Here is a 24,497-nt window from a genome sequence, read left to right as displayed (position 1 = left end):
TCCAAAATTGGCGCAAGTCTGGCGGCGCGCAGCGCCATCTCGGCTGGATCCCGTTCAAGGCATCCGCGACCCGCTGCACGCTCGGGCAGCTCTGGTATCAAGGCGTGCCGCTCTCGCCGTGGAATTCGTATGGCTTGCACCCGCGCTCGGGCCGGGGGCATTTAGCGAAGATGCGCGCGGACGCTGGCACCTCCATATCACCATCCAGATTCCCGCGCTGTGCGGCCCGACGCGACCGCCGCAGGCTGAGGGATGACGTCAACCAAAAATCATGTCCATGCCTCATGCCGGCGGTTCGATGCGGTGCGCAGTGGGAATTACCACCTGAGCTTATGCCGTTGCTCGGTTTCCCGATGTCGCTCATCGTCGGATGCATGCAGGTAATGGCTGGTCGTGCTGATCGATTCATGTCCGAGGTTGTCGCGGACATGGCGCAAATCGATGTCTTGATTGGCCATGTGCGACCCCGCGGTGTGGCGCAGCCAATGCGCGGACGCTTGCTCGACGCGATTCGCCAGAAAGGCATTTGCTTCACCATGCTGGCGTAGTCGCAACGCCGTGCGCTCAAAGACTTGCTTGACGATTGCATGCAGGCCTCCGCGAGACAAGACTCGATGCTTGCCGCCGATTGGCAAGAGCAGGGGAGTGGATTCACCAGGCAGAGGGAAGGGCGCCAGCCCCATTTCACGACGATACCGGGCAAGCTCAACCATTAACTCATTGGTGGCCGGGATGATCCGGGTTTTATCACCTTTTCCGGTCACTTCCAGCCACCAGCGCTCTTGCCCGTCCTTGTCGCGTCGGCAAAAGAAGCCGCCCATGGTATTGCCGTTCACCTCTGAAATGCGCAGTCCGCACACGTACATCAGTGAAAACAGCCAGCGCAGGCGGAAGTAATGCTCCCGCTCCCGTTTCGTTTCCTTCGGCAACTGCTCGATCGTGCGTTTGACTTCATTCCACAGTTCCTCTTCCAGGTAGCGCGTGATGCGCGGCTTGGCTTTGCGCGCACGCTGCCGGGAAAGGGATAACGGGTTGCCAGCCAGGTAGCCGGCATGGACCAGCCACGAAAACATTGCGTTGAGAATGAGGATCGCCTGCCGCTGGCTCGACGGCGCGAGCGGCCCCGCAAACGGGCGCCAGTTCGGATGCGAGCGCGCGACCTTGCGGCCCTTGCGCATGATCCAGCGCGAAGCCGGCTGCGGGTCGCCGAGAAACCGCTGGTATGCGAGCAGATCCTCGTGCGTGAGCGACGAGACTGGCTTGTGCAATTCGACATGGGCCCAGAGCAGCAGGCGTTCAGCTTCCTTGCGGTAGTTGTCGAACGTGGTTTTCGTGTCGACGAAGCGTGCGAGCCACGCGTGCAGCGCATCGAGATCGTTATCGGCAGTGATCAGCGCGTGATTTCCCGCCGCACGGTTGCTGCCGTTGCGGCCATCCAGTTCGGGCAAGAGCGGCACGCGCTCGGTCGCGTCGAGGACCAGGAGGGGGAGGGATTCCGGCGAGTCGGACGGCATATAGACGGTGACGCATGCATTAACGCGTCCACTCCAATGAATTAGACATTATAGCGCTAATGTCATATTTCTGAATCGCCGAGTTAGCTTTATTATGTATTACGTTATATTATTGGCTCTCTTAACCCTTTCCTTCCGTCACGATTATGGCCGACTTTAACGAAAAACAGCTGCTGGCCGATATCGACCAGCTGCGTGAGCAGTTCCCGCAGACGCAGGACCTGTACCGCGAAGCCTGCGTACTGCTGTTTTTCCGTTACGGCGTCACGCCAACCACCAACAAGCTGTACCAGCTCGTGCGCAAGGGCAGCATGAGTGCGCCGGCCGAGGCGCTCAACAAGTTCTGGGAAGATCTGCGGGACAAGAGCCGGGTACGTATCGAACATCCAGACCTTCCGGAATCGTTGAAGACTGCGGCCGGCGAACTCGTGGCGGCGCTGTGGTCGACGGCGCAGGGCGCGGCGCAGGAAGGACTGACGGCATTGCGCAGCGACGCGCAGGCCCAGGTGGCTGAAGCCAGACAGGCGCAGGCAGATGCGCAAAGTGAGCGCGATGCGATGCGCGCGTCCCATGCGCTGGTCAGCCAGACGCTGGAGCAGGCGCATGCGCGAATCGGCGAACTGGAGCGAGCGGTCGCGGCGCGGGACGCCACCGTCAGTTCTCTTGAGAGTCAGCTCAACAACACGCGCGGCGAGAACGCCGGGTTGCTGCAAAAGCTGGACGACGCCAGGCGGGATTTCGGGCTGGAGCTCGAAAAACTGCGGTCAGCCGCGAGTCTCGCGGAAGAGCGTTTCCGGGCTTCGGAGGCGCGCGCACTTATGGAGATCGACCGCGAGCGAACCGCAGCTGGCAAGCTACTCACGGAGATAAACGCCGTTCGCGCCAGCGCTGCGCAGATGGCGGAGCGCCACCGCGCCGAACTGGCTACCCTGCAGGAACAGCTTGGCAACTATCGACAAAAGGCTGGCGAGCTTGAAGGGAACCTGAAGGCGGTTTCTGCAAGCCGTGACCTTGCTTTGGAGGATTTGAGCACGATGCGCAACCTTCTGGGCGATAAAAATGCGTATATTGCGCGTATTGATGGGGAAGCCGCAGAATTGCAAACTCAGCTCGCACAAGCGAGGCAAAAAGTCGACGAACTGATGAAGACAGGCAGATCAACACGCGGAGCTCGCGCCTCAAAGAGTCTTAAATCAGCGGACTTATAATCCGCCACTTACCCGAGAGCGGGCGCACCGGTTCGATTCCGGTCTCGAGCACCAAATAACTGTCTCAGTTCATCTCATATTCTCTCGAAATCCGCATGTTGATTAGCATTGCGGGCTTTTTTTGTCTAAATGTTTTTCGCGCGATAACATGGAAGCGCACAAAAATACCGTCATTTTTGACGGCACCTGTTCTACCCGGAAAACTGAGATACCGTCAAGGGTGAACAATGGCGCTGACAGATACCTTCGTGAGAAACGTGAAGCACTCCGGCAAGCCGGCTGGCGACAAATTCCCAGATGGACAGGGAATGTATCTCCTCGTGAAAGGCTGCCGGGCAGTACTGGCGCATGGATTACCGCCATCTTGGCAAGCGCAAGACACTGGCACTCGGAGTGTATCCGGCGGTGTCGCTGGCAAAAGCCAGGCAACGGCGCGACAAGGCGCGGGAGCTGCTGGCGGACGGGATAGACCCAGGGGAGGCCAAGCGGCTGGAAAAGCACGCAAAGCTCGACGCGGCGGCCAGCCCCCTTTGAAGCTGTGGCGAGGGGGTGGTTGAAAAAAACGGAAGCAGACCGCGCGGCAAGCACGCAGGAGAAGATAACGATCTGGCTGGAGAAGGACGTGTTTCCCTCGATTGGCAAGAGACCCATTTCCACCATTGGCCCGAGGGACGTACTTTTGACCGTGCAAAAGATGGAGGCGCGTAGCGCAATCGATTCCGCGCACCGGGTAAAGCAAATGTGCGGTCAGATTTTTCGCCATGCTTTAGCCGCCGGCTTGGTGGAACGCGATGTCACTGCCGATCTCAAGGGGGCGTTGTCGTCGGTCCGGCGGACCCACTATGCCGCAATCACTGATCCAAGGCAGGTTGGGGCGCTGATGCGTTCAATTCATGGATATAACGGGCACCCCTATGCCGTCGCGGCGCTGAAGTTGTCGCCGCTGCTGTTTGTCCGGCCAGGAGAGTTGCGATCTGCGGAATGGGCCGAAATTGATCTTGACGCCGCCGAGTGGAATATTCCTGGCCCCAAAATGAAAATGGGCGCGGACCACCTTGTGCCATTGTCGAGGCAGGCAGTTGAAATCCTGCGCGAGATGCATCTAATTACCGGGCACGGCAAGTATGTTTTTCCCAGTATTCGCACTGGCGAGCGGTGCATGAACGAAAACACGATCAATGCGGCCTTACGCAGCATGGGCTACAGCAAGGAAGTGATGACTGCACACGGTTTCCGGGCTATGGCCCGGACGATCATGGATGAAGTGCTCGACGAGCGGGTCGATCTGATCGAGCATCAGCTGGCGCATGCGGTGAAAGATCCGAACGGGCGGGCATACAATCGCACAGCTCACCTGCCAGCGCGCCGGAAAATGATGCAGCGTTGGGCGGATTATCTGGATCAACTACGCCAAGGTGCTGACGTGGTGCCGCTGCAGGCGGGAAAAAATAGCCACCTTTGTGCGACGCTGGGTCTAGGTCGTCATTTAAGGCTGTCCGGGCCGCTATAGGGGCTCATCGGTCGGGTACGCCCGGCCGTCGTAACCGAATCGGACATCAAAGGCCCCGAATGGGCAGTCCTGACCGAAGCCATCCCTCCGGCTGACTACCCCGACTTCTTGAGCGAGCAGGAGAAGGTTCCTTCTGGATTCGAAAAGCTCATTGCAAGGGTGTTGTTGCTGGAGCGCCTACGGGAAGTGAACGCCTTGTTGGCATTTACGCCAGTCGAGGCACCAGAGGAGTCCTCCGACCCTGATGAGCATCCACCGATGGCCGATTTGGCTCGCAGTAAACCCGACTGGGTGCCTGCGAGCCAAGTACATGGTGAGAGAATTTTCCTTCAGTTCGATGAGCAGGCTCTGAAAACATGGGAGGAGAGGGAAGCGGTGAAACGGCTCGAACACAGACTGCGGGAGGGCCACCGTGGATGGCGAAATGCGCGGCATCTGAATCCGAGGATGGCTATCCTGGGATACGTTACGCCTTGCTGCATACGCTGTTGCACTTGCTGATCCGTGAGCTGGCGTTGGAGTGCGGCTATAACGCGGCCAGCATTCGGGAGCGTATCTATGCGGATACCAACGGGGACGATCCGCAGGCCGGCATTCTCATCTATACCGCAGCTGCGGTATAGATGGAACGCTCGGCGGACTCGTCGATTTGGGGAAACCAGAGACCTCGGGCGCTTGCTCGAGCAAGCACTCAATCGCACGAAGATTTGCTCGTCCGATCCGCTTTGCTCCGAACACGATCCGGCTGCGGAATCCATCGCTCCTGATCAACCGGTCCGACGGCATGATCAAAGAGATCAGTGGAGCTGACCGCAATCTCCATCGCCACAATGGTGCTCAGGCGCCTAGCCAACCCGACTCATCAGAACTCAAATAATTATTTTGGAACGTATGTCCAGATGATCTGCTAAGAATCGTGTAGGCGCCCGCTGGGTGAGTCTTCATGTTAATTGCCTATCTTCCTCTGCGCCAACATCTAAAGGCCTCATGCCGACGCCTGAGGCATAATGCCGCAGGACCTGCAATCCCATAAATTTGGGATGTGCACCAACCAATATGAGCAAGACAATATGAGATTGACGTACAGAAAAACGTTACGCAACCTCAAGATATGTTTCCAATCACAGTTTCGCCTGCTCATAACCGCCTCATCATCCAGGCATTGGCTGCGCTAGTTGCCCGACAAGCTCGTCAAGCACTTCATAGCCGACTTATCTGCGGCGCGCCTAGGATTCCTGGCAACAGTATTGGGCTCGATCGCCATGATCGCGAGGCAATGGCACTGATATCCCGGTTGTGCCTGATCCACGGTCTTCCAGACCATGGCAGCGAAATCCATGAATTGCTCTGGCATTGCACCTTGCCCCTTGGCCATTGGCTGCCGAAGAGGCTATTGGACGAGCACGGCTTATCCACCGTTCGCTTGATCGATGCCGATGATGCCGCACCCACGGAGGAAGCTTGGGATTTGGCCGATGGTTTCACTGGTATTGGCACGAGTATTGAGGAACTGCTGTTTCAGAAATTGCGCGAACAGCTCGATAAGCAACCCGCAGCACTGGCAAACCAGTACTACACCACGATCCGCGAATTCATCATTCGCAACCCGATCGCCACGAGGCAGGACATCTTTGCTCTGGGCGATGAGATTCCGCCGCCGGCTTGGGAATGCGTGCACCCCTTTTATGAGCCTATTCCAGAATCATGGGTAACACCAGAGGGCGTTCCGCATTGTGCACACTGCGGCAATGCGATGAAGCGCGCTCCCGCCGGCCTCGTCTGTCGCAGCTCCGCCTGCAGCCACGGCAACGGCACTCGGCATGGTGGCTACCGGCCGGCCGCCGACCTCATGCGCGTCACTCGTGCAATCCATCAGTACTGGGTTGAACCGGGGGTAGACGAAATCCGTCTGTATGACCAACTTCTTGCCACCGGCAAGCCGGCCGAGCTTTATCCCTTCCGTGACCGAGTAGACATTGCTGTGGGTGAGTTCGGGCTGGACCTGAAGTCCTATGCAAGTCCGGAGCTGCTCGGCACGAAAATCCGAAAGAGCAAGGGTGGTCTGGCTTATTATTCACGCCAGCTATTGGTCATCCCCGACTGGCTGGTCGACATGACACCCAATTACCTTGAGCGTGTGACCTCGGCCATGGAAGATGCCTCCCGCTCAGTATGCTGCGTGCGCGCGAGCGATGCTTTCCGGGAGATCGCCGGTGCGTGAACAGCTGCAGCCCTATAAAGGGCCCAACAATCTAAACTACCTTTGCATCCTGGCCTCCGAATTCCTTGGCCAACGTCACCTGCGCGACATCCCGGCCTTGATGGCCGGGTTTGCGTCTATCTCCTCCACGCTGCCGCCAAACGTTGCCAAAGTCATCCACAACCTGCGGCTGTCCGGTATTGCGCCTGCGACGCTGCGGGAGCTGCGTGTGATGGTGGAATCCTATCGTATGCACCACGAACGATTAGATGCGGTGCGTCGCTGTGGTGACGCCCGGAACGGGGATGGCGAGTACACGTCTTGGCGCTACACTATCGACGACGATCTCGGCATTCACCCAGCCTGGACGTCGATTGTCCCAGACGATATTTCTATTGCCGCGGGTTGCATGCAAGGTGAACTTCCGCTACGCGTCGCTACCTCACCAGCTCTGCAGGACCCGATGCTGTCGGCCAATGTCAAGGCGCAGTATGTTGGCTACGACGGCATCATCAGCCCCCTGGGGTTTATTCCACCGGCCCCGCCTCAGTACAACCCGGTACGCACGGGTCACGCTCCAGGTTTCATTCCTTGGGAGGAATTGGTCGAGGAGGCCAACCGCTTCGACCGTGTCGATGTTGCCGCCGGCCGCCAGCAAGAAGGCGAACGCAGCTGGTATCGGCGTCTGCATGATAACGCAGGCAATCCCACGGCGGTCCTGATGGAGGCAAGCCAGGCTGGTCTCATTACCGCACGCGGGCTAGATCTGTCCGGCATCAAGCACCTCATCGGCCTGCCGGGCGCCGGCAAAACGACGATCCTTTACCTCCTGGCCTCTTGGCTTCACACGCACGAATTCAACGCCTGCTTCCTGTTCCCGTCGATCGAGGTGGCAACCGGGTTCATCGAAAAACTGGCGCAGTACGGGATCGATGCTGGCCTGCTGTATGGCCAGGGCGAGTCGGCGCGCAATAAGCACGTCCTCAATTTTGCCGCCAGCATGGCGGCCGACAACCATGGCTTTGCAGTGACGCGTCCAATTGCACCGTTCTTTTCGACCAACTGCGCACTTGCCGGCTTTGCCAGCGATGAAGACGAGGATTTTCCGCATGCGAATCCTCCGTGCGATACGTTGCTGCAAAGGCCGGAAGGCGAAAAAGCCCGTACGAAGCGCTGCTGCCTGTCTTCTGTGTGCGGCCGACAGTACGCCGAGCGGGAGCTGATCGGCCGGCGCCTATGGATCGGCCATGTGTTGTCCATGGATCGAACCGTCTCGCGGCTCTTTATCGAACAGCGAGTCCGTCACTTTGAATACATTGCCCGTACGTTCGACCTCTTGGTTATTGACGAATGCGATGGTGCCCAAAGTGCCCTGGATGGGCGCGGCACCCCGCTCATGAAACTGTCCGGCGACACAGAATCCGTCTGGGGAACTCTACTCCAGGAGCTGCATGCAAAGGCGGCATCCGGACGCAATGCGTTTGTCGCTGGCCTTACGATCCCGTCGATTATGGAAATGACGGCCCGTTTCGGCCTGGCTAATGAACGGCTGGTTGCCCGCATCACACACTTCGACGAGACATTCCGGAAGCGCAATGCCAACCAGCTCCTGACTGCACTGTCTATAATCGCCGACATGTACCCGTATCAAGGGGATGAAGATGATGAAGCCGCGATGGACAAACATCGCGATGCACGATCGGCCATCGAAATAATTTGGGACGACGCAGCCAAACAAGTCGCCTTCCGCCATCCCAAGCAACGCCTCGACGACCACGGCGATGACGACGATGATGACGATGAAGTCGAGGTCGTGACCGGCCTTGAACGAGACATCCCGCAGTTGGCGTGGCTCTGCCGCACGGATGAAGCGACCATTCGATCCTTCCATGCGAGACTCATCCAGGTACTGTCCACTTGGGAGCGCGACGCATCGGAGCAGGCGATTGCAGAAATCGCCCGGGTGCTCGCCAGTTCTCCGGGCTTGGTTCCCCACCCCAACCAAGCAGAATTCCATGCCTATGCCGCCCTGCTGACAACGATCACGTTGCTTGTCCTACAGCACTTCGGCCTTGCGCCGCACCTGCGCCTGATGAATGCAGAAGGCCTTGTCTCGGATGGCGTGTTCGATTCACGCCCGTCCAAGGACCAGATGGCGATCTTGCCGGAGTCCTTGGTAGGCCGCCTGTCCGGCGTGCGCTATACCGTCTCTGACGAAGGGAATGTGGACATCTCGCAGGTCGGTTTTGCCGGCACCCCGCGCCTCTTACCACGCCGGATGATGGACCTGGCACAAGAAGCCGGAGGTGAACTGGCCGTTCTGCTGACCAGCGCCACGTCGCTGCTCGAGCATAGCCCCAGCTTTCATGTCGATGTCGGCCCACACTATGTGCTTCGCCGACCGAATGCCGGATCCGGTTGGCGCAATTCAGTCTACCGATGCCTGCCGCTCCTTGATCCGCTCGACAGTGAACGCTTCCTCCAGTTCAGCGGCGCGCGGCTTTCCGACCGCGAGCGCATCCTTAAAGCGATGGCGGATCAGTTGTTACGCGACGGGACGCTGTCGACCGTGGAAACTGCCATGCTCCAGAACGATGTGGTCGACGGCCACGGTCGGAAGGCCGGTTTCGTCGTCAACAGCTATGAGCAATGCACTCTGCTGTACGAACACATCCAAGCCAATTTCCCGAACTGGCGGGGCCGCATCCGCTATCTTGTGCGCGCCAATGCCGCCAACGGTAACCTGGCGGGTTCCCATGGCGTCACAGCATCTGAGGTTGAACAGCTCGGGAGCGATCGCGGCTGGGATCTCCTGATCTTCCCGATGAACGCCATCGGCCGCGGCGTCAACATCGTTTACCGCTTCGGCCCGAGGATTGACAAAGCGATGATCGGCTCTCTCTTCTTCCTCACCCGTCCTCACCCGCGCGCGGACAGCCTGCAGCTGATCCAAGGTTTGGTTGGCAGGGAAACCGAACGATTCGACCAGAAGCGGTTTCCCGCCAAGGATGTGGCCCTGCTCGAACTGCGCGAAGCGCGGCGACGCGTCACCTCCATGGTGGAGCGCCTATTGCGCCTGCAATTGTCAGTGCAGCGCCTCGGGGACTATGCCATTCCCTTTGTGGCGGACCTCATGATCATCATCTTGCAAACAATTGGTCGTGCCATGCGCGGGGACTGCCCGGCATTTGTCTATTTCGTCGACTCCGCCTGGGCCCCTCGATCGGCGCTCAGCCAGCCCGACACCCCGAGAACCTCCATGCTGGTCATGATGCAACGTATTCTCGAAGAGTGCTTGCGCCATGAAGACGAAGCAACGCGTGAATGCTACAGCAACCTCTATGAATCCTTCCACGAGCCGCTGTCGCGGATCGAGGACCTGATTGTTGATACTCCATGATGGATACGAACAGCAACAAGACACTGTGGCGCCGCCGCATGAAGAGCGACCGGGATACCCTGATCCTAGGGCGTCGGCTGGCTGATTCTTGGCTTGACCGCTCGCTAGATTTGGTAAGAATTCGCATTACTGGCGAACTGGCCGCAACTTTGACCGACATGCTTACCTTGTCCCGGAACGACAAGAATGGCAAGAAAATCAACCTGCCAATGACGCCACTCCGCGCCGCATTGATCGCGCGACTTCCAGGCGTCATCTCGGTCGATACCGATCTCGGGCTCGCGCCAGACGGGCACAAGCGCCACAATGCTCCGGCCATCGAGATGTATCCGCCACATGACGAAGCGACAGAAGCCGCACTGCCGGAACAGATTGCCAATGTTTTCAAGACCTGGTTCCAGCTGGAACTGGCCCCGTGGCTCAAGCAGCATGGCATGGACGCCATTGCCGTGCGGGTCAGCAAGGCAATCTCGCCGTCGTGTATCACTATCACCCCTCATCGGCGTGCGTTTGTCGATATTCGATCCGGCCCTGACTTCACCTTGATCGCCAGGGATCTTGCTGACCGCCTCGTCTCGCAGGAACTCTTTGATGGGCTTCCGCCTTGCCAGCTGATTGCGAAACCGGAATTTCCCAACAATGTCGTCGATTTAATGACACCACCTCAGAAGGCGCCTTCTGGCGAATTTTTCTCGATGGTAGCCCGGATCGCCGCGGTTTCTATTCCTTATGCAAGCGGAGTGTTTCTCAAAGTGTCCGCCATGCGGCGTGTATGGGCGAACGAATTACCAAAGCAGCGCCCGGGCACCCCGCGCAATGCGACCGCCTACGTCTTCCACACCAACCATCCGGTCATGATGGTGGCAACACTGCAAGCCAAGAAGCCCAGCGTAAGCGATGAGGAACCGGAATACGAGTGGATTTTTGGCGACGCCTATTCTGCGCTGCGCCGCGCCTCCGCCAATATGTTGCCAGCGACGCTGGCGGAAGCAATCAAGCTGCGTTTCGAGGACGAACCACCGGAATGGTGGGCTGGTTTTCCAGAAACCACACGTTTGTATAAGTCAGTGCACCTTAGGACGGTCTTCGAAGCCGATGAGGCCGACCTCTTGAAGAACGTAGAGCTCCTTCTGGCCGACGCCCTCGCTGGCGAGATTTCGCATGTCGAATGTTCAGCAACAGCCTCGCGGCCAAAGACGGATATTGCCATGATTAACGTTCGGGCCGTAGCGCCGGTTGGGAGCCGCCAGATCGCCTTGCCGATTCAGGATGGCATCGCCGGTCAATCGCTCGAGCAGGAGGCGACTGAAGAAGACGAGAGTGAATTCGGTATCACCGTGACCGCCAAGCTTGATGGTCTGCTCGCGCAAAATGCTGCGGCGCTCGAGGCCTTGCACGGCTCTCAGACGCCGACCCTCTACGTCTTTACCGAGGGAGAACGGGAAGCTCATCTCATCAAAAAGGTCGCTGAGATTCTGTTTGGGAATGCGATCAACGTCAGCCATGCGAAGCTCCCGGAAGAAACACATGGCTTGCGAAGTCGGCTACCGAACAACAAGGCAAAGGCAACCGAGAGATTCGACACCCGCGTCAAACAATGGAAAAATGCGGCCAGCCAAATTGCCGGTGCAACAGGCCCGCGATATGTCCTCATTTGCGCGCCGGATAAGGAAAACATGCGCACGGAGGATCCGGTTAATTACTACGCCGGGCTGCATGCTATGTGCGCTATTGGCAACGCCAACGTGCACCATGTCTTGCCAATCGCTCCAGGAAAGTCGGTCGACAAGGCGGAGCAGAGCTTCGTCCATCGGGTGCAAAGCGCCCTAATGGATGTCTTCCTTGCACACTCGGGCCTCGTGTTTGGCTTGCCCAAATTCATCGACAAGCAATTTGCCGGCATACCTCCAGCGGCGATCTATGGCCTGCAAGCGATGCGTTCCAAGGCACGCGCCTATTCCGGTGAATCGAATGTCTGCTTTCTAATCGTCACCAAGCTCGTAGTGGCAACGGGCGTTACGCATGTCCGCTATATCTACAAGGACAAGTCGACCTTCGCTATGACTGGCTGGTCCTCACTTGCAGACGGCCTGCGTTGGCTAGGCAGCCAGCGTAACTTGCAAGGTGACGAGAACTGGCTCAAGACGATCTTCGAGCCTGCGATGAAGGTTGCTCTGAACGATATCAACTCTGAAGATCCACGTGCCATGGTCATGGTCGACTGGTTCACGATGGCAGGCCTGTGGAAAGGCATTCGTGACGCTGATCTCGTCAATTACAGTCCGCCGCGCTTAGGGGCTGTGAACCTTGCGATCGCGTTCCCGGACATGTCCTTTGTACGAATCCGCAGTGGCGATGACACGGTGACCCTGCGAGGCGTGTCGCGCACGATCTACGAAGGCATTCAGGTGCCAAACTTGGAGCCCACTGGCGAGAGACGCGTAGACGAATATCTCACCACCCAGAAAAAGCTGGTAGAGATCGCGATGACCGATCCGCCGACGAACAAGCGGGCCGCCCACTTTCTGTTGTCAATGGGATATTCCAAGACGTCACACCCGAAACGCGGCCAGTCCTGCTATCGCAGCATGCCGCGTATGGTACCGATGCAGGAAAAGGCAAAGGAAGACGAGTCGACGTACTACAACAACACCATGCTGGCGCCGGCCACGAAGGAGTGCTCCATCCCGGCCACAATGGACATCACGGTCATGCACTGCCCAACTGAAGTCGAACCGCAACACATAGCCGCGACTGTTATGGGCTTGCGCCTAGGATATGCGCATTACAACGACTGGACCCGACTGCCGGCACCTCTTTTCTTCAAGCGCAAAATCGATGACTTCGTCATCCGCTATCCGAAGGATGATGACGGCAGTGACGCTGCCGAAATGATCCCGGACTCGGTCGATGGTGCCAGCGAGGCCACCACCGAACTCGATGTCTTCAGTGTGGTCGCCAATAAGGTCTTCGAGGGAAGCCCCTCAGCGCCTATTACGGAAGAACCCACAAGCGAGGCCGATACTCTGGCCGTGAATGACGACGATGAAGACGACGATCCGCATGATGACCCGGGAGGCAGTAGGCCCGACCAGTGCACGCGGGACGTCGACAATTCGGAATCGCATGAAGACGCTTCTGTCGATCATGAAGACGTCCACGAAGAGGACATCGACCCCAACGACGACCCGAATGACCAGAGTGTGCTTGCACGAGCAAAGCGTCTGCGCGTGCCCGCGCTGTACACGCTGCGCGACCTGAAGAACTCGCGCCTGTATTGCGAAATGATCCAGCAGGACCGGATCAAGGTGTTTGTCGACCTCCCATCCTTCGCCACATCGCCCAACACCATCGAAGTGGTCGACATGTCGCGTAAGCGCGACCTAAAACGTTTTTGGGACTCGCAACGCTATGCAGGCTATGTACCAAAAAGCGGCCCTGGCGCCAAAATCCCCACCTCTCAAACTTTCCAAGATTGGATGCACAAACGTCTGGTGACGCCACAGTCAGCCATTTCCCTCAATTCCAACTGGTTATTCAACGGCAAACTACCGTTTCCGAAAATCCAGGCCTTGATTGACGCCTACAACGTGGACGCTCCAGAGCCTTTCCGCACTCGCAAGGCGGAGCGCAAGGAGCTGGTCGATCTCGCCCGCTGGACGGTCGCGCAAGGCGACGACGAAAAGCTCGCTTGGTTAATCTTCCATGTCGCACAGTGCCCGGGGCTCGATTACGGCCGCCAAGTGCTACGTCAGATCACACCGGATGTGGTAGGACCGCTAGCCACCGAGGCATTGACGTATTACATCGCCTGCGCCGAGGCTGTGGAAGATGCACTTGATCAATTCGCCAACGGCAAGATCAATTCCTTCCGGCCGATCCGCAAGCTCTGGCGAAAAGAACTTCCGGAAGCCGCGGCTCCAGCAGCCCCGGTTCGCACCGCACTGAGTTTCGCCCTCTCAAGCATTGCGCAGCAGTCGCCGCTTCCTGGTGTCTTTGCGGCGCCGGTCAACCCTTACCCGCAATCTGCAAGCCGACACAAGCACGATGGCCATGATGGGAGCACGTTCATGAATACGAAACACGACATCCTCTCGATGATCGAGGGTCTGGACATCTCCATGGATGATCTGCCGGAGCGGGTCACTGCTATCCATGCGAAGGTCGACACTCTCCTCACCATGTACGAAGAACATCGCCGCCAGCAGGAAGAGGTGGCCAAGCGCAATGAAGAGGTGGCGAGGCAACTCGAGGAAACCAATCACATGGCGCACGAGATGGCTGCTAAGCTGGCCGAGCATGCCGATCTACATCTCGTAGACTTGCAGGCGCTCGACATTACAGCGGACATCCTTGATGGCGCGCAGAGTGAACTGCATCGCCTCTCTGTCGCTCTAAAAACTCTCCTAGAGGCGGAAGAGCATCTTGCCGCGCTTGACGCCCCCGTTGAGCGCAAGCTGACCATTGGTGAGCGCGCCCAACGCTCCAAGCAGATCGCCGAAGCTACCGACCAAGCGCTCTACCTGTCGCAAACTCTTGCCGATGATGTGCGCGCCTCCGTCTACTTCCGTCTGCCTGACGCGTCGTCCTCTCCTTCCGAGGTATCCACTACGGCTGTCGTACCGTCCGAGATTGTGGTCGAATATGTTGTCACAACGACTATGCCGACACCAGCGACCGAAGCTGGCCGCGTCGAAACTCCGGTCGATAATAGCCATGCAGAGCCTGCGGCCCCCTTGTCCGTACAACCGGTAGCCGCCCTTGCTGCGATCGACGAACCGGAATTGCCGGTCAAATCGGATGCTGCCACGCCGGCCGAGACTACTGCCATGAAAGTTCCTGAACCGATGCAGACCACCATGGCAATGCCCAGTGATCCTGCAGAGGTTGCAAAGTCGGCAGCAGAAGCAGCGCAGACTGTTATACAGCAGGCTACTGTCGCCATAGGGAAAATCATGGCAAAGCAGGAAGACGCGCCAGCCGCAAAGCTGGCAACTGCTACGGCATCGAAGCCGATGATGGAGACGCCGCTCGTCATCGAAGAAACGAACGATGATAGCGGAGATCTCCACGTCGACCAGGATGAGGCACTCAAGGCACTCAATCGCCTGTTCGACAAACGCCGTTATGCACTGGCCGATGTCCATGCGCAGGCCATGACATTAGCCTACCCAAGTGCCGCGATGAAGTCGCACGAGATCGTGCTGCGCGCGGCCTGCAAAACACTCGACTCCATCGATTGCCGTTTTCATGCCATCGCGCTGAAGGACGGCTCCTTCAATCACTTTCTGCAAACTTACACGACTACCGACGACAACCTCTGTCGATCGCTCCCTATTGGAATCGGCGTTCTCGCGGCCAGTGTCGTCACGATGCTGTTTGACGACACCATGTCGGATCAACGCTGGTCCGCCCTCAACTTCCTGAACCAGCGCTTTGTCGATAGTCCGGCACTTAAGGCGCTCATCGACCACATCGGTTCGCTGGACAATCTGGGCGTGCAACTCACCAGCAAGCACTTCATCGAATCGCAGGCCGGCGTTGTTGCAGCCACCGAAGCCGAGATCAAACGCATGCAGAATCGTGCTGCGAATTGGCAGCATGATCCGGAAATCTTCTCTAATTGGAATCACCGTGGTTTTACCCAAATGCACATCGATATGCATCGGCCGAACTACTTGGTGGGCCAGGCGCTGATCCACATTGCTCGCGGCGACAACGACAAGCTGCAGGCAATGAATCCCCAGCTGCTGCGCCGGCTGGACAAGCCGACTTCGGTGCTGGAGGAAATCCAGAAGCGCGTGCATGAACGCGGCAAACTGGATGGACAACTACGAGTGAGATTCATCGAAAACATCACCACCACCCGCAAATTCATCGAGACCTACCTAGAGCTTGTCGACAAGAAGGCCAAGCCGGCCGCGGAACTCCCGAAAGCCGCGCGTCACTTTCTGGTTACGCTGCACAAGCTGCTGCAGGAAGCCAAGGGCTTCATTTCTACGCTTCCCGTCCAACACGAGATGGAACGCGCATATCAACTCGCGGCAATGCGCGTCATAGATGGCCTCTTGCACCTGTACGTCAACGAGGCGCCCCGGGCCTGCATTCCCTACAATGACCAGCTTCTCCTGATCCAGGTTCCGCTCGGACAGGATTTCCGTCCATCGATGATCCGGCCTCAGCTCGGTGATCCCCACGCCTACCCGCGCGTGTGCGATCCCCAGGAAGTCCTGCGCCAGACCGTCGACCTCTCCAATGAACCAATCGACCTCGAAGCAGTCGGCAGCGAGGAGAACCTCACCAACGCTTTGCGCGACGCCATGCGCGGTCACCTGGCCAATGTGTGTTTCCTTCCGACCTTCACCATCAGCGCACGTCTGACTGCGGCGGGCGCACCGCAGGACCCGAATCTTCTGCGCTTGTACCAGGACGCAAAATCCCAACTGGGCGCTGACCTGCACGATGCTCGCCAGCGCGTGGCTCACGCCATGGCCCTGTCTGCCCTTCAGAAAGATGAAACGAACCGCCTGCAAAATGTCATCGCCAGCATCGAGCAAGCCAATAATTCCCCTGACGCACCTATCGGCAGGCCCAACGGTAGCAGCCTCTATCCTGACTTCCCTCACGCACGCGCAGCACTCAATGCGCAAGTATTCAGTGTGCTTGACGAACGCTTCGAGCAAAAGCGCGTGAAGATCCGTACTGGCCTCGATAACCTTATCAGTGAACGCGGGACCTCCATATTGCCGCATGCCGACCGGATTGGAGCCATGCTCAATTCACATAGCGCCTCGATGCTGTTGGCCGCCAACGACCAGTACACGATCCTGCGCCGTGACGGACGTCTACCGCCGAAGCCGCCGCGCGAACGAATTGCTCCGGAGATCTACCGGGAATTCATCGGCGCTATCAAGAGCCTTCGTCGTGGCAACAAGCCGTTTCTCGAAAATCTGCGAGATAAGCTTCTCGAGGCATCAGCGGACAATGATCCGCTGGCGCTGGCAGGTATCTCCGAGGAGGATCGTCACGATGCGGCACACTTCATTGATGCATGGCTTGCCTTGCGCAACCTAAAGCCCCGCGAGGCGGAGGAGCCCATTGCTAACTTTTTCAAACTAGCCGGCATGTCCAATCCGCCGACACTGGCCCCTAGCGCGACTTACCAGTCGAACCGTATCGCATTCCATTTCCCCGACCGTGCATTCGCCTATGAGCATTCCAATGAATTTTTCGTGCCGCCCCTGCTTGGCTCGCGTGGCAATCTGATCCAGGGCTTTGTCATCAATGGCAGGCCCAAGGCAACCGATCTGCGCGTGCATGTGACCGAGGTCGGCAATACACCGACCTTCCTACTTGCCCATACCACCCTAGACCTCGAGCAACGCTCGAAGACCTGCAGCGAGCATCCAGTCATCATTGTCGATGATGAGCTCGTGGCTTACATGGCCATGGCGCCCGGCAAACGGATCCGCCGCATGCTAGAAGTGGGTCTGCTTACCTTCCACACGAATCCTTATACCGCTGAAGGTTCGGCCGCGCCGCCGGAAATGTTCGTGGGGCGCGAACGTGAATTCAATGAACTGTACAACATCGAATCGGCAGGCGTCCTGTACGGCGGCCGACGTCTTGGCAAGAGCTCACTGCTCGACCAAATTTTGCGCCGTTCACGCGGCCTTCCAGGCGAATCGGTGGTCTACATTCAAATGCAAGGCGCCGCATCGACAGAAGACCATGTGCTCTTTGCGTGGCGGACGATCTACAACGCCCTTACCAACAACAACATCATTCAGAAGATTTCGACGGACATCCGGTCAGGTGAACAGATCCAGGAATGGATCGAAACTCAGCTGTCCACGAGCAAGACCTGCCGCTCCTGCTTCCTCCTAATTGACGAAGCAGACGATCTGATGGGGCTTGAGCTGCAACTGACACGTACAGATGCAAGCTTTGTCCGCGGACTGCAGCAAATGTGCGAGCGGGTCAAGGACAACTGCAAGGTGCGCTATGTCATCGCCGGTCTTCACAACATGACGCGCATGGCCAGCGAAGAGAACTCCCCGTTGGGCAAAGCCAAGGAAATTGCCCTGGAGCCGTTCAATAGCGACAGCGACATCCGCCGTGGTATACAACTGATCACACGGCCACTGAACGCTCTGGGCTTCTTCTTCGACAAGGATTCCGACGAACTTCCGTACCGGATTCTCTCGGTCTGCAACTTCTACCCGGCCTTCATCCAAATCTATTGTCAGAAGCTGCTGAATTCGCTCTACAACAAGCGAGGCGAAGGTGAGCCAATCACGTACATCACAGAACACGATCTCGATACAATCGAGCGCAGCGACAAGCTATTGCAGGACATGCAACACAAATTCGGCTTGAATCTGGAGCTCGACAAGCGCTACAAGGCCATCGCACTCATCCTTGCGGACGACTACTATGCCGACTCTGATTCGACGACGATGAAGGGCATGACGGCGTCGCAAATTCGTGAATGCTGCGAGACATACACGCCGATCCTCTTCCAGAAGACCAGCCAGAATGCTTACGAGGCACTCCTGGACGAGATGCAGAAACTGAACGTGCTGGACAAGGTTGGGTCGCGCTACGTTCTGCGCAACCAGAACATCGCGATGATGCTCGGCGACCGTGAGCGCGTCATGTTCCTCCTCTCGGCGCTTGAGCTGGAAAAACCAGTCGACCAGCGCAGCCAGGGCGAGCTTCGCCCCGCAATGGTCAAAGCGAAGTCGTCCGACCAGAGGCCAGTCAGCCTGTTCCCGATGCCAATGGGATGGCTGCGCGCCAATGCCGACTGCAAGGATGATGAACTCATCATCGTCACCGGCAACAACGCCAGTGGCCTCGTCAACATGTATTCCATGCCTGACGAGTGGAGCGTATCGCAGTCTTACGTCTACTCTGCCGTGTCCTTCTCACAACCTCGCACTGCATCCCAGTACCTTCTGGCAAATCGGCGTGACATAATCCATGAAGACAAGCACCGTCTCCTTGCCGTCACGCCAAACCGCTGGACAGTGCAGCAAATCGGCGAATACGCTTCCTTGGCCGCACGCGAATTTCAGACGGTGGCCAAGCACCACAAGCCAGGGGTGCGCTTTGTTCTTATTGCTCTGCCCGATCTTGCCTATAAACTCTCGCGCGAAATTGCCCAAGGATCGTTATCACTGGTCGACCAGCCCCCCGGCAAGCGCTTTCGGATCGAGCCGGTGCCGTGCTGGAGTGATGACGCGCTGTACTACTACCTTCGAGATAATCCGGCACTCGCCGACAACGCGGATGCTCGCCGCGCCATTCTGGAAGCAACCTGTGGATTCGGCGGGGATATCCAGAAGCTTTGCCGTAGCAACTCGACGGTCGACACCGTCATGGCTGGATATGATGCCGCGACCAAGAGCATTGCGCCCAATCTCGATACCTTCTACAAGCACATCGGAATGCCGGAAGACTTCATTACCAACACCACGTTGCGCAAAAGAACCGAAGATTTCCTCTCGCTGGCACATACGGCAGTGCGCTCCTCGCAGGAATTCCAGGATCTGTTGACATACTCGAACATCGACGAAGCGATGTTCGAGTTCCTTCAGTGGATGGGTCTCCTGCAATCAGCTGGAAATACCTGGCATGTGCCGTCCCTCTATATGCGCCTGCTCAAGTGAGTCATTGATGAACGCCCCACATCTTTCCGCCCAGCTCTATTGGAGCCTTCCCGGCCCCAAGGGCTTCATGCACCGGATTGCGATGCAAGCCAAGAGCGCACGCGCCACTGCGCTTTCCCTGACGCGTCACGACGTGCCGGGCCTCTGGGATAAGGTGCGAGACGGCCTGACTAACGCCCATATCGACAAGCACGTCACGATCAAGGCAGATGGCTCCACGAACTTGCCATCCGAGATCGGCGCCCACTTTGGCGGGGCGGCCATTACTCCGGCGCAGCTCGCTCACCTCAAACATGATGGTATTGCCGCTGTTATCCTCCGTCCTGTTGACGAAGAAGGGGCCGTCCTGTGCAACGCGTACTTCCGGGAATACATGACAAATCTCGAACATTCCATCGGCAGTGCGCGGTTGTTCATCGCCTTGACTGATGGCGCATGCACTTCCGACATGCGCAACGACCAAGTGCAGGTCCTTACCTTTAATGGCGGCCTATCGCGCGCAGAGATGGATGCCTATGTGACCCTGCGCATGATCGAGCGGCCGGGTCCCGGATCCACAACGCTCTTGGCGTCTCTCGTGACCGAATTTTCTGGCTTCGATCCGATAATGGCCGAGCAGCTTATGCGCTTGAAGGATGGCGAGCTCCTGAGCCTGCCGGAATCATTGACGCCACTGCTTGACCACGACGCCATTCGCTGGACAAAGGACAGCTGGGCAGAGGGCACTATTCACTTATGCGACGGGAAGACCCAATGCCACCCCTTGCGTGAATGGTACCTCGTTCGTCAAGGGGGTAGGCAAGCCGAGCTGATGCGGGATAACCTGCGCAGCAGGTACTGGCGTGCCTGTATCAAATCTCTGACCCCTTGGCTGGAAGAGCGCCTGAATGTAGTCATGCAGATTTTCAAGCGTCCACTCGACGAGTATGAAAGGAAGTATGGTGGCTTCTACCGGATCACCGAAAAAGGAGCCATACATCTATCGCGTAGCGACCTGGAATACAACAATATTGTTGGCATGTACTTCGCTCGGGAGAACAAGCTGGAGATTCCTGACGATCCTATCTCCAAGCGCGCATTCCAGGTATGCAAATACGCCAAGGATGTGCGTAACGAGCTGGCGCACATGCGACCACCGCGGCAGGATGACATAGTCCACTTGGTGGATCAAATGGATACTCTATTAAAAGGCCTTAGTCGCGTGTAAATAGACCACACGTATACGCACGGTAATTGCGGCACGCTCGATGCAGCGGTCGTTTTGGGGCGCTATGTTGGTTCGGACGTGAACTTCGTCTTGTGATGAAGGCAAAGCCCCTTGTGCGATCGTATTTATTGCTAAATAGAAATATAATAAGATGCAATTATATACAATGAGTTAAGTGGAACGTGCCTCCACCCGACCCACTAGGCTCCAAATTCTTCTCCAATCTCCAACAGAAACGGGATGTCAGTCCAAGCGAAGCTCAAAAAGCCAAAGACCAATCGCTTGGTAGTGAAGCGAGGCACGGTTCCACCCTCCGTCTTTCTGCACACCGTCTCCGACAAGGAGTGGGAGGAGTTCATCGCAGCTGCATGTCGTCAGCGGACGCTCGGTACCGCCAAGTATATCTCCGTCAAAGTGCTTGGAAACGCCGGTGACAAAGGGCGCGATGTCGAAGCGCGGCTGCAAGCCGCTTTGATTGCGGACGGCTGGGACTTGTATCAGGCCAAGCACTATGAACATCGTCTGACGCCAGGGAACGCCTATCCTGAGTTCGTGAAGTTCTTCGGCCATCTGCTGGCAGGGAGCTTTCCTGTACCCAGGAAATACTACTTCTGTGCGCCGAAAAACGTCGGCCCCGAGTTACACGACCTCTTGGCCAACCCTGACAATCTGCGTACGGGCCTTCTCCGCGCCTGGAAGGGCGGCACCCATGGCCTTAAAGAGCATGCCGCTAAGCTCACCCCTGCAATGGAAGCGTTCATCAATGCGTTCGACTTCAGACGTTTCGAGGAGTGCCAGGTTGTGGAGTTGCTGGACTGGCACGCACAAGACTCCATTGCTCACTGTGCACTGTTCGGGATCGAGCCGGAACGTGGCGACGATCCGACTGTCCCGGCGCAGGCCCAGCCTTATGAGATGACCTACGTCGAGGAGCTCGTTCGTGCATACGCAGAGGCTGAAGGCGATCCAACGGATCTGGCCAAGGTGCTAGAAAATGAGGTTTATCGTGAGCACCTCGACGCAGCTCGCGAAGCCTTCTATGCGGCCGAAGGACTTAAGCGCTTTAGCCGCGACATTTATGTTGAGGACGAATTCGCGAAGCTGCTCGAGATGGTCAGAAAAGGGATCCGGCTCAAGGTCAATAGCCCGCTCTTGAAGACAGGCCTTCAGAGGCATGACGCGGCCATCGACGCTGCCCAGGGGCTCACCGTGACGGACAGCGTGTTGCACGTCCGGCTGCGAGGCGGCGATTTGCCGGGCACCTGCCATCATCTAGTCAACGAGAAACGCTTCACATGGGTTCGATGAATCGCAAGCATCCGGAACTGTTCAATACCCCGTTCGAGCTCGGGTTACGCATGGTCTACCTGCTGTTCGCGCTCAGGCCGGGCGGCTCAGACCTACAAAAGCTCGTGCTGCTCGACTACGCGATCGTCTACTCCCAAGACGTTGGCGGTCCTGCCAGCCTCCACACGCCGGTGCCGTACCGAAACGCAGAACTGTTTAGCAGGCGTGAACGGATTGAGCAGGGCCTTTACATCATGAGCACGCGTGGTCTGGTCGACGTTGTCCTCGACGATAGAGGCATGACGTACATCGCTGGCTCGAGCAGCTTCACCATGGTCGGATCTTTGTCGTCGAAGTACTGGCGCGACTTGCAAGAGCGCTGCGCTTGGGTGGCCGAGCAGTTCGGCGGCGCCAGCTCGACTGAGCTTCTGAAGCTCTTTTCCGAAAGCGGGCACCTTTGGGGCGCGGAATTGGAAACCGTTAAGCAGCCGTATCTCCTATGACAGTCAAGCTCGTTTCGCTGGTGGCTACCAGCCCTGACAAGCCCGAGGCTCGGGTGGATTTTCGTGATCCTGCAATGCTCGTACGCGGTGCAAGCGACACGGGCAAGTCATATATCCGAGACTGTCTGTGGTACCTCCTTGGTGGAGACAAGCTGCCAAAGAAGATTCCCGAGGCATCCGGCTACGACCTGCTCACGCTGGAGCTTGAAGCCGATGACGGCAAATACGAAGTGCGTCGCGCTCATGCGGGAGGCGATTCGAGTCTGATCAAGATCCGCGCGGGTAATGACGGCGAGTCGGTGTGCGAGATCCTTGAGGAAGACATCGGGGACTTTCTTGTGCGTCACGCCGGTGCGGCTGGCAAGCAACTGCTTAGGTCACGTTCCAAGCGCGGCGTTGTCACCGGGGGGGATCTACGCCATTGGTTCTTGCTGTCCCAGCCAGCTATGATCAGCGAAGACCCAACTGCCGGTCCGGTCGCCAATGCCACGCAGCGGATCGCGGCTTTCCACATGTTCCTCACCGGCACGGACGACTCCGCCATCGAGCTGGTCAAAACGTCCAAGGAGTTGGATCGCATCGCTGGACAGATTCTCGGAGTCGAAGAAGCACTGCGTCGCGTCCGTGCAGATCTGCCCGACGACCAGACCAAGGAAGAGGTTGCCGATGCTCTCGAGCGCGTAGATGTCGCGCTGGGCGCGATGACGAGTCACTACGAGACCCGTGCCAGCTCGCTTAAAAACGTCCGCAACGGCATCCTGAGAAAGATCGCCGAACTCCAAGCTGCCGAGCAAGAACAGAACCACAGCCTCTCCATGATCGAGCGGTTTGATTTGCTCAATGCGAAGTACAAGAGCGACAGTGAACGTCTTGGCGCCACTTGGGAAGGCGTTGCCATGTTCCAGGCGCTTGAGGAGGTTCCATGTCCGCTATGCGGGACTCCTCCCGAGGCGCAGGTCGACCCGTGGCAACTGCGCCAGGGCGCTCAGGATAGTTACCGAAAGGCATTGAAGGCCGAGCTTGAGAAGATCGTCGTGCTGCGACAAGGGCTCGCCGTGGCGCTTGCTCGCGAGCACGAGCGTGCCGCTCGCTTAGAGCGGGCCGTTCAGGATATCCATGCGGAGCTCAATGAGCTTGAGGCGACTGAGAAGGCGCGTGTGAATACAACGCGCTACGAATTCTCCGGCGATCCCAAATCCCTCGCCGTGCGCCGCAGCGCCCTATCCGAGCAACTGGCCAAGTTCGATGAGGAAGCTCAGCTCATAGCTGAGCTTACCCGCCTTACCAACGCCAAGAAGCAAAAGAAAATCCCGCTAAGCCGAAATATTGGCGATGCGGCAACCCAGGTCGCGGGGCACGCCAAGCGCTACCTGCATGCTTGGGGCTTCACCAGCATCCAGTCGGTGCTGCTTGATGCCGATGCTTGTGACCTCATCCTCGACAGCCGTGCTCGCTTGGACTTTGGTGCTGGCAAGCGCGCGATCTTTCTAGCAGCGTTGACAATTGCTGTCATGGAGCATGCTGTCGGCAGTGGTTACCCGCACCTTGGCTTCGTCGTCATCGATTCACCACTTAAGTCATATGCCGACCCGAAGAGCAGGGAGCAGCGGGAGGTCGAAGCGTCGACCGTCACGGATCGTTTCTACGCATGGCTTGCCCAGTGGGAGGGCTCTGGCCAGCTCATCATCCTGGAGAATCAAGAGATCAAGACGGAATCAAAGGTGTTGTTGAAACCACTGGAGTTCGTCGGGGATGGTGATGATGAGGGTCGTCGAGGCTTCTACCCTGGAATGCCCAAGGACACCGATGAGGCTTCCGCCTAGTACGCTAACGGCGGCCGCTTCGCAGCGCTAATCATCGCACTACTGTTGGCGGCGGCAAATCGCACCATTTCCGATCAGTCCAAACAGCGTCAATAGGACAAATCGAGGCCTGAATCGGCCTGCCTGCGGGCATGCGCGGACCGTTACAGTAAAAAGATGTGCATCGGATAA

Annotated in this window: 10 protein-coding genes and 1 pseudogene; 10 read left to right on the top strand and 1 reads right to left on the bottom strand. The window is 57.7% G+C overall.

All coding sequences use genetic code 11. The features are described 5' to 3' along the window. Nucleotides 1-317: 317 nt before the first annotated feature. Nucleotides 318-1,514: a tyrosine-type recombinase/integrase gene (locus TSA66_RS03300; protein ID WP_052452068.1), complete on the bottom strand. Its 1,197-nt coding sequence runs from the start codon at nt 1,512-1,514 to the stop codon at nt 318-320. Nucleotides 1,515-1,660: 146 nt separating this feature from the next. Between TSA66_RS03300 and TSA66_RS26000 the strand changes: the two genes are divergently transcribed. The 10 genes and pseudogenes from TSA66_RS26000 to TSA66_RS03235 all read left to right on the top strand — a co-directional run bounded on the left by TSA66_RS26000 (nt 1,661) and on the right by TSA66_RS03235 (nt 24,326). After that, complete coding sequence (locus TSA66_RS26000) at nt 1,661-2,722, top strand: DNA-binding protein (RefSeq protein ID WP_084199243.1); 1,062 nt, start codon at nt 1,661-1,663, stop codon at nt 2,720-2,722. 227 nt (nt 2,723-2,949) lie between these two features. Beyond that, a pseudogene (locus tag TSA66_RS03280) lies at nt 2,950-4,232 on the top strand (tyrosine-type recombinase/integrase). Nucleotides 4,233-4,648: 416 nt separating this feature from the next. Next, nucleotides 4,649-4,855 carry a DUF1998 domain-containing protein gene (locus TSA66_RS27565; RefSeq protein ID WP_232429395.1) on the top strand — a complete coding sequence of 69 codons (207 nt, stop codon included), beginning with the start codon at nt 4,649-4,651 and terminating at the stop codon, nt 4,853-4,855. Between the two features lie 653 nt (nt 4,856-5,508). Beyond that, on the top strand, nt 5,509-6,453 hold the full coding sequence (locus tag TSA66_RS03265; RefSeq protein ID WP_157691583.1) for a restriction endonuclease-related protein: 945 nt from the start codon (nt 5,509-5,511) through the stop codon (nt 6,451-6,453). Further along, nucleotides 6,446-9,832 carry a hypothetical protein gene (locus TSA66_RS03260; RefSeq protein ID WP_040038970.1) on the top strand — a complete coding sequence of 1,129 codons (3,387 nt, stop codon included), beginning with the start codon at nt 6,446-6,448 and terminating at the stop codon, nt 9,830-9,832. Before TSA66_RS03265 ends, TSA66_RS03260 begins: the two co-directional genes overlap by 8 nt. Next, nucleotides 9,829-19,506 carry an RNaseH domain-containing protein gene (locus TSA66_RS03255; protein ID WP_040038969.1) on the top strand — a complete coding sequence of 3,226 codons (9,678 nt, stop codon included), beginning with the start codon at nt 9,829-9,831 and terminating at the stop codon, nt 19,504-19,506. The genes TSA66_RS03260 and TSA66_RS03255 overlap by 4 nt, the downstream gene beginning before the upstream one ends. A gap of 7 nt (nt 19,507-19,513) precedes the next feature. Further along, nucleotides 19,514-20,713: a hypothetical protein gene (locus TSA66_RS03250; protein ID WP_040038968.1), complete on the top strand. Its 1,200-nt coding sequence runs from the start codon at nt 19,514-19,516 to the stop codon at nt 20,711-20,713. A 240-nt stretch (nt 20,714-20,953) separates the two neighbouring features. Next, on the top strand, nt 20,954-22,021 hold the full coding sequence (locus tag TSA66_RS03245; RefSeq protein WP_040038967.1) for an ABC-three component system protein: 1,068 nt from the start codon (nt 20,954-20,956) through the stop codon (nt 22,019-22,021). Continuing rightward, nucleotides 22,009-22,503 carry an ABC-three component system middle component 2 gene (locus TSA66_RS03240; RefSeq protein ID WP_232429394.1) on the top strand — a complete coding sequence of 165 codons (495 nt, stop codon included), beginning with the start codon at nt 22,009-22,011 and terminating at the stop codon, nt 22,501-22,503. Before TSA66_RS03245 ends, TSA66_RS03240 begins: the two co-directional genes overlap by 13 nt. Then, on the top strand, nt 22,500-24,326 hold the full coding sequence (locus TSA66_RS03235; RefSeq protein ID WP_040038966.1) for a hypothetical protein: 1,827 nt from the start codon (nt 22,500-22,502) through the stop codon (nt 24,324-24,326). The genes TSA66_RS03240 and TSA66_RS03235 overlap by 4 nt, the downstream gene beginning before the upstream one ends. Nucleotides 24,327-24,497 lie beyond the last annotated feature (171 nt).

The sequence above is a fragment of the Noviherbaspirillum autotrophicum genome (genome assembly GCF_000818395.1).
Taxonomy (GTDB): Bacteria; Pseudomonadota; Gammaproteobacteria; order Burkholderiales; family Burkholderiaceae_D; genus Noviherbaspirillum; species Noviherbaspirillum autotrophicum.
This window is presented reverse-complemented; position numbering and strand designations above follow the sequence as displayed.